The sequence below is a fragment of the Paraburkholderia sp. genome (assembly GCF_049581445.1).
Taxonomy (GTDB): Bacteria; Pseudomonadota; Gammaproteobacteria; order Burkholderiales; family Burkholderiaceae; genus Paraburkholderia.
On sequence record NZ_JBAURZ010000134.1, the window covers coordinates 1 to 11,432 of the forward strand.

Consider the following 11,432-nt stretch of genomic DNA (forward strand, 5'->3'; position numbering starts at 1 on the left):
CCGCGGAGCGGCGGCGCGGTGCGCGTGCCTCCGGCCAACGTGTGGAGCAGGTGCTGTGCCCAACGGCGGGGCGCGTAGCGCGACGCTGGAGCGGATGAGTGCTTTGTCACTAAGGCGAGTTGTGCGAGGGAAGAACTCGTTTTCGGACCACTCCGGGTTACGTCGAGTGGGGGACACCTAAACGCTAGCGGTGTGAAGCCGCTTTCTTTGCTTACTTTCTTTGCGGCCGCGCCCCGAAGGAAGTCCCCTTGGGGGACAAAGAAAGTGAGTGCTGCCCCGCACAGGGGCAACGCAAATAAACCAACAGCAAAACAAGGAAAGGCCAACCCCGTAAGCCAACCAAAACGAAGCGCCACCAACAACCCAACAAGAACGCAAGAAAAGACAAAAACCAAACCACGCAAGAAACCAGCGCCACAGGCAAAAACCAGAGGTAGTAAAACAAGGAACATCCCTTTACTCCCCGACGAGAAAAACCCGCGTAACAGGCCTAGCCAAAGAAGTCGCCCCAACAATAACCTCAAGCCCAGTCACCGACCTTGGCAAAGGCGCATTCCCCAACTGCGGCACCTTGAGATTATTGTCGTTCTGCGTAATCGCCGACTGCACATCCTTCATCTGCGTCGTCCAGCCCACCTTCGGCACATAAAGCCGCGCATCGATCGACCCCACTCCACCCATCAACGGCACCGCACTCCAGTCGTCTCCTTCGCCACCCCGCAGCGCACCCTGCAACTCGCGCACATTACCCAGCGGCGGCGAAGCGTAGCGAATCACGCGTCCATCGGACACCCGGTACCGCACCACCTCCAGACGGGGCGCCGCACCCGGTAGGTCCAGTTCGCGCACAATCTGCAACACATTGCCCCTCACCGAGACCGCAGGCTGACCCGACTCGTCGTCCGTCGCAGCATGCCGTGCATCGATGCGCATCTGGTCGAATAACTGCGCAAACACCCGCTCGTCTTCCATCGCATTCGTAATGGTCTGCCGTCCACGGATGATCTGGTCCAGCCCCCGCCACGACAGCACGGCAATCACCGCTAGAATCGCAATCGCGACCAGCAACTCAATCAGCGTAAAACCACGCTGCGGCCGGCGGCCGCCGCGCTCACAGCGACCGGCTCGTTTCATTCGCCACCACCGTCACCATCTGGGCAAGATTGCCGGCGCGGCCCGGTGTCGTCACCAACACTTCAACGCGACGAAACACGGGATTCGGCGTCGCCGTCACACGCTCCGTACAAATCAACTGCAGATTGCCCTGCGAGCAATCGAAACTGTTCGATCCCACTTCGGGCCAGCTACGCGTAAGCTTCAATTGGGCCAGCGCGTTATCAGCACTCCAGCCCGCCAGCAAGCGCTGATGCAGTTCCAGTTCACTATTCGCCAGACTGCCGACCGCTCGCAGCGACGCCGCCAGCGCCACCGCGATGATCGCCAGCGCCACCAGCACTTCAATCATCGTAAAACCGCGCTGCACCACCCGGCGCCCTGGCGCGCGGCAAACAGATCCGCTTCCGCTGACCATCTCAACGCACCTCGTAGCGGCCATTGCCAGTTCCAACAATCGTCGCCTGACCTGCGGCAGAAAACAGTGTGACTTGCACCGGCGCGTCGATACTTTCAGTGCCAAACACCACCCGCGAGGGATGCACATCCGAGCCCGGATAACTGATCTCGACACTCGTCACGCCACCTTCCCACCGCCGCGCGCCAAGCAGATCATCACGCAACGGACGCCAGCCGTCGTCGGTGTGCATATCGAAACGAAAACCGTCATCAATGGGTTGCCATGCGATCGGGCGCGCTCGCACCTGCGCTTCATCACCGGCTGATTCAAACAGCAGCGCGACGCGTTGAGCTTCCTCGTTCAGATCCGTGCGCGGATTGCGCGTCATGGACAATGACGCAAGCCCAACCAGCATCCCGGCAATCACCAGCACCACCAGCATCTCCAGCAACGTAAAGCCTTTCGCACGTTGAAGCCCACGACCGCCTGCACGCGTCGCTTCCGGACATGGCCGACGCGCGTCATCGCCCGACGCGCGCGGCATCAGCGCCGCACGCGGGATGGAAACACGAACCAGGCAATCGGACTTACGCATGATGCGAGCGTGGAACAAGGGTGCGAGGGCTGCCAGGGATGCAATCAGTGCGAGCAGGCGCAAATGCTCAACGGGTCACTCCCACGAGCCTATGTCGGCATCGTTGCCTTCGCCGCCCGGTTTGCCGTCGGCTCCATAACTAAACACATCGATCTCGCCATGCACGCCGGGGTTCAGATACTGATACCCATTGCCCCACGGATCGTTCGGCAAGCGCTCGAGATAGCCGCCGTCCTTCCAGTTCGTCGGCACCGGATCCGTCGTCGGCTTTTCGACCAGTGCGTGCAGACCCTGTTCCTGGGTCGGGTAACGGCCGTTGTCGAGACGGTAGAGTTTCAGCCCCTGCATGATCGTGCCGATGTCCTGCTTCGCGGCGACGCGCCGCGCTTCATCCGGACGGCTCATGATCTTGGGCACGATCAGCGCGGCCAGAATGCCGAGAATCGCGATCACGACCATCACTTCGATCAGCGTGAAACCCCGTTGACGACGGCCGCGCAGGCCCGTAATTTCAGTACGGCGGGTGGTCCACATTTGCATAGCTTGCTACCTCTTTTCAAAAGATTCTGTTTCCGGCGGGCATCCTGCCTGCGGTGATCCGTGCGCGTTTTAACACGCCCGTTCGGTCATTTTAATGTCATGCAGTTGAAGGGTTGCGAGAAAACGCCAAGGGCGCTTTCACCAACGCAAATTTCGCAATAGTCCGTACAATGATGCGCATGAACGCCATCCAAATTCGCCTTCTGTCGCTCGCGCTGTTCGCCGTGTTCTGCGCGACGCTCACCTACTGGATCGTCACGCTCACGTCGATGTCGGGCGCACCGTTGCCGGCTGCCGCCGTACGCGCGCCGGTTTCGGTCGAGCAAGCGGCTACGCTGTTCGGCGGCCAGTTGCAGCGCAGCGCGAACCAGGACGTGCATCTGTTCGGCATTCTGGCATTGCAGGAAGGCGCGGCCGCCATCGTCAGCACCGGCGGCGAGCCGCCACACGCTGTGGCGCTCGGCAGCACCATCATGCAGGGCGCCAAGCTCTCCGAAGTGCGCCCGCGCTCAATCATCATCGACCGCAACGGCGTCCGCTCGGAAATATTCCTGCCTGCTAACACCGCCGCCCCGACCATCTACGTACGCTGAGCCTGTTAGCCGCGCTGAACGCCATCGCGGTAGTCTTGATGCTCGCCGCGATCAGCGAGAAACGCGGCGTCTAGCACCGCTCAGGACGCGGCCCCAGCACTTTCCGGCACCTCTCACTGCACCAGGTTGTTCAACTCGATAATCGGCATCATCACTGCCAGCACGATCACCAGCACCACACCACCCATCGCCAGAATCAGCAACGGCTCGAGCAGGCTCGTCAGGAACATCGTGCGCCGTTCCAGTTCATTCGCTTCACCTTCGGCGGCACGGTCGAGCATCGTCGTCACGTCGCCGGTCGCTTCGCCTGAGCGGATCAGGTGCACCAGCACCGGCGGAAATGTCTTCGTATTACCCAGCGCTCGCGAGAGCGATGTGCCTTCGCGCACGCGCACAATCGCGTCGTCGATGTTGTCGCGCATCGCACGGTTGCTGAGTGTTTCGCTCGCTGCCTGCAAGGCACGCAGGATCGGCACACCAGCTGCCGTCAGAATGCCGAGCGTGCTCGCAAAGCGCACCGTGTTATAGCCACGCACGAGCTTGCCGAGCAGCGGGGCGGTGAGCAGCCACCGGTCAAAGGCAAGACGCGGCCCTGGCTGGGCCAGAATTGATCTCACCATCCACGCCAGCAGCGCGACAGCGATCAGCACCGCCCACCACCATTTCCGCACGAAACCGGACAGCGCCATCATCATGATGGTGAGGAACGGTAACTGCTGTTTGGAGGTGGCGAACACGTTCACCACTTGCGGCACTACATAGCTCAGCAAAAACGTGACGATGCCGAACGCGATGATCGTGACGATGGTCGGATAGGTGAACGCCAGCACGATCTTCTGCTTTAGGGCGTTGCGCTGTTCGATGTAGTCGGCGAGGCGCGACAGCACGAGACCCAGTTTGCCCGTGTGTTCGCCGGCGGCGACCAGCGCCCGGTAGATCTCCGGAAAATCACGCGGATGTTGTTGCAGGGCATTCGCCAGCGAATGACCACCGAGCACTTCGGCGCGGATCGACGCCATTAGCTCGCGGATGTAATCGCGCTCGGACTGTTCCGTCAGTACGGCGAGCGCTTCGTCGAGCGGTAACCCGGCAATCAGCAGACTAGCCAGCTGGCGCGTGAGAATCGCCTGTTCCCGCTGTGACAAGCGGCGCCCAAGCGACAGCCGCTGGTTGCGTTCGCCGCGCATGCGCGTCGATGCCGGCTCCACCAGCAACGGAGTCAGCCCCTGGCCGCGCAGATTGGTGCGGGCACCCCGCGCGCTGTCGGCGTCGAGCACACCTTTTTGCGCTTTGCCGGCTGCATCGATCGCTTCGAAACGGAAGGCTGGCATGCGCTTACACTCCGCCCGTCACGCGGATCACTTCTTCGAGGGACGTCAGTCCTGATTCGAGCCAGCGGTCGGCGTCCTCGCGCAAGGTGCGCATACCCTGCGCGCGCCCCGCCGTGAGGATTTCCGAGTCGGCCGCATTGCGGTGAACCAGCGTACGAATCTCATCGTCGATCAACAGCAGCTCGTAGACTCCGCGGCGTCCGGCATAACCAGAGTGGCCGCATTTTTCGCAGCCGACCGGATGCCATTGCACATGGCCTTCGGCATCGGTACGTTGTTCGCGGCAGACCGGACACAGGCGCCGCACCAGCCGCTGCGCCAACACGCCTAGCAACGACGAAGCGAGCAGGTACGGCTCCACGCCCATATCGGTCAGACGTGTCACGGCGGAAGCTGCGTCGTTGGTGTGCAGCGTGGCCAACACAAGGTGGCCGGTGAGGGATGCCTGCACGGCGATCTGCGCGGTTTCGAGGTCGCGGATTTCGCCGATCATGATGATGTCCGGGTCCTGCCGCAGAATCGACCGCAGTGCCCGAGCGAAGGTCATCCCGATACGCTCGTTGACCTGCGTCTGACCAATACCCGACAGGTCATACTCGATCGGGTCTTCGACCGTCATGATGTTGGTGGTCGCCGTTTCGAGCCGCGACATCGACGCATACAGCGTGGTCGTCTTGCCCGAACCGGTCGGCCCCGTCACCAGCACAATGCCGTGTGGCCGTCCAATCAGCTTGTCGAATTTGACTAGCGTGTCGGCACCCATGCCAAGCGCTTCGAGATTCAGCCGCGCGGCGTCTTTTTCCAGCAGACGCAGCACCGCGCGTTCCCCGTGCCCGGTCGGCAAGGTGGACACCCGCACATCCACCGGTCGGCCGCCCACGCGCAACGTGATGCGGCCGTCCTGCGGCAAGCGTTTCTCGGCGATGTCGAGCTGCGCCATGATCTTGATCCGCGAGATCAGCGCGCCGTGCAGCGCCTTCTTCGGGCGGACCACGTCGCGTAGCGTACCGTCGACGCGAAAGCGCACCACCGACGCATTCTCAAACGGCTCGATGTGAATATCCGAAGCCTGCTCGCGCGCCGCCTGAGTGAGCAGGGCGTTGATCATGCGAATGATCGGCGCGTCGTCTTCCGATTCAAGCAGATCCTCGACCTCGGGAATCTCCTGCATCAGGCGCGACAGATCGACTTCGCCTTCCACTTCTCCCACCACCTGCGCCGCGCTGCCGTCCTGGCGCGCGTAAGCCTGGTTGATCGCCAGTGCGAGTTCGTCGGCGGGGAGTCGAACAACGGTCAGCGCGCCAAAGTTGCGTGCGACTTCGGCCAGTGCAGCATCGCTGGTGCGTTCGCTGATCCAGACTTCCAGTCCGTCGGCATGCTGATGTGCAACGAGAATCTGCCCGCTGCGCGCAAAGCCGTACGGCACGAGCCGAGCGGCAAGCGGAGAGGGCGCCACGCGCTCAAGCGGTGCGCCGCTATGAGGCTGCGCACCGTCGCCGATCGGGTTAAACCCAGCACCGCCCCCAGGCGCTCCTGGAACAGGCGCTCCCGTGGATGGCGTGTTCACGGCTGCGCTCCAGGCACCGCCGTGGAAGGCGCCACCGGTACGGGGTTGGTCTGAACCGCGCCGTTCGTCGCGGGCGCGGAAGCGGGAACAGGCACTGACCCCGGCGGCGCTACTTGCGTACGGCGCATGCGGTCGAGATCGAACAGGTTCATCGCAGGCGAGCCGCCCTGGCTCGGGCCAATCGGCATCGGCGGCATCACCGGATCGTCGTTGTCCTTCACGATGTTGTTGTCGGTCTTGTACGCACCCTGCACACCCTGGATGTAATCGTAGCGGTTCGCCGTCACGGCCTGCGCCGTGTTGTTATCGTTAATGATTACCGGGCGCAGGAACACCATCAGGTTAGTCTTGCTGCGGGTTTTCTGTTCGGACCGGAACAACTGGCCGAGCCAAGGGATATCGCCCAGCAACGGCACCTTGCTGTCGCTGACCTGGTAGTTGTCCTGCATCAAGCCGCCCAGCACAATGATTTCGCCGTTATCCGCGAGCACCGTCGACTGGATCGAGCGCTTGGTGAACTCCGGGCCGGCCGGATTGGTCGTCACGTTGGTCGTGCCGTTCACAATCGCCGAGTCTTCGGTGTAAAGCTGCAGCTTGAGAATCCCACCGTCCGTGATCTGCGGTTTGATGTGCAGTGTCAGACCCACGTCGACACGATCATAGGTATTGAACGCTGCGCTCGTCGTGCCGCTCGTGAGGTTCGAGTACGAACCCGTCTGAATCGGCACGTTTGTGCCGACGACGATTTTGGCTTCCTCGTTGTCGAGCGTGATAAGGCTAGGCGTTGACAGCACATTCGCATCGGCGGTCTGAGACAACGCTTGCAGCAGCGCGCCGAGTCCCTGGACACCGAAAATGTTGCGCACCCAGCCAACGTTCAGGCCTTGCTGAAGACTTGAGGCGCCGAGTGCACCTGCAAGACCGCCGGTTCCAGCGGCCGCTGCCGCTGCCGTCAGATTGACGATGCTGTTGCCCGTACCGGCCGCGAGGTTGGTGCCGGCGTAGACTGAACTGCTCGCAACCTGCCACTGAATGCCGAGATTGGCATCGGTGTTCGAGTTCAACTCGACAATCAGCGCTTCAAGATAGATCTGCGCTCGCCGTGCGTCGAGCTGATCGATCACTGCTCGCAGATTCCGATACACCGGTTCGGCCGCTGTGATGATCAACGAGTTCGTCGCGGCGTCGGCCTGGATCATGCCGCCGCCCTGGTTGTCGTCGCCCTTGCTCTTGTCGCTGCCAAGCAGTTCGCTAGAACCGGAACCGCCACTCGAGCCGTATCCTCCTCCACCGCTACTGCCGCCCAATGGCGAGGACGTCGAACTACTTCCAAGTCCGCCGGACGGCAGCGGCGGCGTGCCCGATGCGCCAGTCGAATTGTTGCCGCCGGAAGAAAAACCGCCGTTCTGGTTGAACGAATTCGCTTCATTCGAACCGGACGACGAACCGGTGTCGCCACCGCCTTTGCCAAGCATCCCACGCAGGGTCTTGGCGAGCGTGGTCGCGTCTGCGTTGCGTAGCGGCACGACGTGCATGTTACCTGGCATGCTAGTCGGCCCGTCGAGTTGCTGCGCAAGCTGAACCGCCGAAGCGAGACGCGCGGCATTCGAAGCGCGTATCAACAGCGAGTTGGTGCGCGGGTCGGCGGTGACGGAGACCTTCAATGTGGCGTCAGTGGCGCCGATCGCGCCCGGGTCAAGCATCTTCGTCAGTTGTGGTGCGATGTCGAGTGCATTGGCATTGCGCAGCGGGACAACCCGAACCTGCTGGCCCGCCGCCGTGTCGATGCCCGCGATGATCTGGGCAATGCGCCGCACGTTGTCGGCGTAGTCCGTGACGACGATCGTATTGTTCGCCGGGTACGCCGCCACCGTGTTGTTCGGCGAGATCAGCGGACGCAGTATCGGCAGCACGTTATTGGCCGACTCGTTTCTCAGCTGGAACACCTGGGTGATCACCTGGTCGCCACGCGCTACCGGCGCGTTGCCCACATACGTGGGCACGCCCTGCAGCTTGGCGTCAGCCTCAGGCACGACCTTGAGCACGCCGTGATCCTGCACGAGCGAAAAACCCTGCATCCGCAACGCGGACTGCAAGGTCTTCAGCGCCTGATCTTCAGGAACCGGGTTCTCGGAGACGAGGTTCAACTGACCCTTCACGCGCGGGTCGACGATGATCGTCTTGCCGGTCGCAGCGCCAATCGCCTTGGCCACCTGATCGATGTCGGCGTTGACGAAGTTGAGTGTCACCTGGGCTTGTGCAATCTGCGAGGTGATCAGTCCAGCCACCAGCAGCGCCGTTGCGACGCGACGCAATGCCATACGATTTCTTCTCATGGAATGTGATGTCGATGCCGACCGCCAACGCGGTCGACTGTCAAGCGCAGCGGACATAAGTGCGCACCAGCTGGCCCCTCGGTCTGCTGGCACCTGCAGAGGTGTCGGTTAGCCCGAGTACCGTCCAGCCTATGTCCGAAAAAAATGAACAGTAACAGTTTTTCATGTCCGATTTGTCACAAAACAACGGCTTGGGTGCGATTACTCTAATTAAATTCACAAATTGTTAAAGATTTGAAAGCTTTCGTAAGCCCCGGCTAAAATTCGCGAGCACCTTGTTTTTGCTCGTTTATCTTCGCGCTTATGTCTGTTAGCGAACTTGACGATCAAATGTCTGCCGGTATGATACGAGCCGTTAGCTGACCTGGAAGCCGCTCGCTCACGCGGGTTTTCCCCGATGTCCGACATGATCTTTGTGTTGGCGGGCTTGCAGCCGTTTTATGGTTCACGCTTGCGCCTGCCGGAGTGCCTTACGGCATCTTACTTTCGCGGTTTGTGCAGTTTTTGTTTAGTCGTCTTGACCGATGAAACGAACCCTCGTCACTGTCGTTGCGGTAATTGCTACGCTGCTTGCAGCGGGGCAGGCGCGCGCCGATTGTTTCGACGCGGCGGCTCAGTACCAGAAGGTCAACCCGCTTATCTTGCGCGCGATCGCATGGCAGGAGTCGCATAACCGCCCCGACGCGCTGCACAAAAACGCCAACGGCTCGACCGACTATGGCCTGATGCAGATCAACTCGGTCCACCTGCCAGTCCTCGCGCAATACGGTATTTCCACCAGCACGCTGATGGAACCGTGCAAGAACGTCTACATCGCCGCGTGGCATTTGCGTCAGCAGATGAACAAGTATGGCAATACGTGGCAAGCGGTCGGCGCCTACCATTCGGAAACGCCCACGCTACGAGACCAGTATGCCCGGCAAATTGTGGCTATCCTGCAGAAGTGGAAGCTTCTGACCGCCTCTCGCTAATCCTCGCCCCCAGACGTTCGCCCCGGCGCTCGCCGCAGGTTTGATGCACAATGCGGCTTCGTGCTGCCGTTGGCCTTGCTACACGCGTTGCGCCCGGCACGCCTCCTAATCTTCTTGTGTTTCCGTACTGCGATGAACCAGCCGACACTACCCGTCACCGTGCTCTCCGGTTTTCTGGGCGCCGGCAAGACCACGCTCCTGAACCATATCCTCGCCAACCGCGCCGGCTTGCGCGTGGCTGTGATCGTCAACGATCTGGCCGCAGTCAATATCGATGCGAGCCTGGTGCGCGACGCCGCCGCGCTGTCGCATGTCGAGGAGCAACTCGTCGAGATGTCGAATGGCTGCATCTGCTGCACGCTGCGCGACGATCTGTTGACCGAGATCAAGCGTCTTGCCGGAGAAGGGCGCTTCGATGCGATCCTGATCGAGTCCACCGGTATCGCGGAGCCGATGCCGATTGCCGAGACTTTCACCTTCGTCGACGACGACGGTATGTCGCTTTCCGAAGTCGCCCGACTCGACACGATGGTCACGGTCGTCGATGCGTTTAACTTCCTGCGCGACTACGGTTCAGCGGATGCGCTCGCCGAGCGAGGCATCGCCGCGAGCGAAGAGGACGATCGCACGCTGGTTGAACTGCTGATCGAACAGATTGAGTTTTGCGATGTACTCGTCGTGAACAAGGCGGATCTCGTCACCGAGTCCGACCTCACTCGTTTGCAGCGCATCCTCGCGCGCATCAATCCGCGCGCTGTGCAAGTCGTGAGCCGCTTCGGTGTGGTACCGCTCGATGAGGTGCTCGACACCAACCGCTTCGATTTCGACGAAGCCGCGAGCGCGCCTGGCTGGCTCGCATCGCTGCATGATGATCACCACCATGAGCACGGCCACGATCATCATGGTGAGGCTGACGAGTTCGGTATCGGTAACTTCGTGTACCGCGCACGCCGGCCGTTTCATCCCGAACGTCTATGGGCGTTGCTGCATCAGGAATGGCAAGGTGTACTTCGCAGCAAAGGCTTCTTCTGGCTCGCCACGCGCAACGACATTGCCGGCTCGCTATCGCAAGCGGGCGGCGCTTGCCGTCATGGTCCAGCAGGCATGTGGTGGGCTGCACAGGACCGCAGCGAATGGCCCGACGGTGACGATGAACTCACTGCGGAAATTGCTGCTGACTGGTACGGCGCCGCGGACGACTTCAGCGTTGGTGACCGGCGTCAGGAGCTGGTGATGATTGGCATCGACATCGATCCTTCCGTATGGCGCGCGAAGTTCGATGCATGTCTGTTGAACGATGACGAGTATGCGTTGGGACCGCAAGCATGGCTGCACTTTAACGACCCGTTCCCGGCGTGGGATCTCGATGCGGAAGATGATCACGATCATGGCGACGGTGAAATCCTCCACGATCATCACCATCACTGAGGAGCTACCAACGATCCCGCCCGCTGAACTGCGGGCGAAAAAAAACCCGCCTGTGGCGGGTGTCAACAACCAGGCAGCAATCTGCTTAGCGCTTGTTGACCGAGTCCTTGAACGCCTTGCCTGCCGTGAACTTGACGGTCTTCGCTGCCGGGATCTTGATGGTCTCGCCGGTCTTCGGGTTACGGCCAGTACGTGCTGCCCGCTTGCCCGAACCGAAGCTACCAAAACCGATCAGCTGGACAGCATCACCCTTGGACACAGCTTTCTTGATCACTTCGAGCAACGTATCCAGCGTTTCGCCGGTTTGAGCCTTGCTGGCGCCCGTCTGACCTGCGACGGCGTCGATCAGTTCCTGTTTGTTCATTAAGGTTCCTTTCTGGTTTAGGTTGACACGAACAGCGCGAACGCGCCGATTATACGTGCGCGGGCCGCGCCGTCGAGCAGCAACGGCTTCGGAGCACTGCGGGCAAACGCGTCTGGCAGTTCGCTGCATGACGGCCGTGCTGCCGCTTCCCTTCGCGGCGCTTGCTATGATAGCGCAGCGCAAACCCAATCTGG

11 protein-coding genes are annotated in these 11,432 nt (G+C 61.2%); 3 read left to right on the plus strand and 8 right to left on the minus strand.

Annotation, left to right across the window (positions count from 1 at the left end; all coding sequences use genetic code 11):
* Positions 1-456 precede the first annotated feature (456 nt).
* The 4 genes from WCA85_RS12370 to gspG all read right to left on the minus strand — a co-directional run bounded on the left by WCA85_RS12370 (position 457) and on the right by gspG (position 2,648).
* The gene (locus WCA85_RS12370; protein WP_424064205.1) at positions 457-1,134 is read right to left on the minus strand and encodes a PulJ/GspJ family protein; all 678 of its coding nucleotides are present in this window, start codon (positions 1,132-1,134) and stop codon (positions 457-459) included.
* Positions 1,112-1,531: a type II secretion system minor pseudopilin GspI gene (gspI, locus tag WCA85_RS12375; RefSeq protein WP_424064207.1), complete on the minus strand. Its 420-nt coding sequence runs from the start codon at positions 1,529-1,531 to the stop codon at positions 1,112-1,114. Before gspI ends, WCA85_RS12370 begins: the two co-directional genes overlap by 23 nt.
* Position 1,532: 1 nt before the next feature.
* Positions 1,533-2,108 (minus strand): GspH/FimT family pseudopilin, encoded by a 576-nt coding sequence (locus tag WCA85_RS12380; protein ID WP_424064209.1) that lies wholly within the window; start codon positions 2,106-2,108, stop codon positions 1,533-1,535.
* A 75-nt stretch (positions 2,109-2,183) separates the two neighbouring features.
* Entirely contained in the window at positions 2,184-2,648 is a 465-nt protein-coding gene (gene gspG, locus WCA85_RS12385; RefSeq protein ID WP_424064211.1) for a type II secretion system major pseudopilin GspG, read from the minus strand.
* Positions 2,649-2,827: 179 nt separating this feature from the next.
* Here gspG and WCA85_RS12390 point away from each other — a divergent pair, with 179 nt between their 5' ends.
* On the plus strand, positions 2,828-3,241 hold the full coding sequence (locus WCA85_RS12390; protein ID WP_424064212.1) for a type II secretion system protein N: 414 nt from the start codon (positions 2,828-2,830) through the stop codon (positions 3,239-3,241).
* Between the two features lie 113 nt (positions 3,242-3,354).
* Here WCA85_RS12390 and gspF read toward each other — a convergent pair whose 3' ends face one another.
* Genes gspF through gspD form a run of 3 tightly spaced genes read right to left on the minus strand, consistent with a single transcriptional unit; the run spans position 3,355 to position 8,460 of the window.
* A complete protein-coding gene (gene gspF, locus WCA85_RS12395; protein WP_424064214.1) occupies positions 3,355-4,572 on the minus strand; it encodes a type II secretion system inner membrane protein GspF in 1,218 nt (405 codons plus the stop codon).
* Positions 4,573-4,576: 4 nt separating this feature from the next.
* The gene (gene gspE, locus WCA85_RS12400) at positions 4,577-6,139 is read right to left on the minus strand and encodes a type II secretion system ATPase GspE (protein WP_424064216.1); all 1,563 of its coding nucleotides are present in this window, start codon (positions 6,137-6,139) and stop codon (positions 4,577-4,579) included.
* Positions 6,136-8,460: a type II secretion system secretin GspD gene (gspD, locus tag WCA85_RS12405; RefSeq protein ID WP_424064217.1), complete on the minus strand. Its 2,325-nt coding sequence runs from the start codon at positions 8,458-8,460 to the stop codon at positions 6,136-6,138. Before gspD ends, gspE begins: the two co-directional genes overlap by 4 nt.
* A 539-nt stretch (positions 8,461-8,999) precedes the next feature.
* Here gspD and WCA85_RS12410 point away from each other — a divergent pair.
* Together WCA85_RS12410 and WCA85_RS12415 are read left to right on the plus strand one after the other, a co-directional pair.
* A complete protein-coding gene (locus WCA85_RS12410; RefSeq protein ID WP_424064219.1) occupies positions 9,000-9,446 on the plus strand; it encodes a lytic transglycosylase domain-containing protein in 447 nt (148 codons plus the stop codon).
* A 132-nt stretch (positions 9,447-9,578) separates the two neighbouring features.
* Positions 9,579-10,874 (plus strand): GTP-binding protein, encoded by a 1,296-nt coding sequence (locus WCA85_RS12415; protein WP_424064221.1) that lies wholly within the window; start codon positions 9,579-9,581, stop codon positions 10,872-10,874.
* Between the two features lie 85 nt (positions 10,875-10,959).
* On the opposite strand, the gene WCA85_RS12420 is transcribed toward WCA85_RS12415, so the two are convergent.
* A complete protein-coding gene (locus WCA85_RS12420) occupies positions 10,960-11,238 on the minus strand; it encodes an HU family DNA-binding protein (protein WP_122152956.1) in 279 nt (92 codons plus the stop codon).
* Positions 11,239-11,432 lie beyond the last annotated feature (194 nt).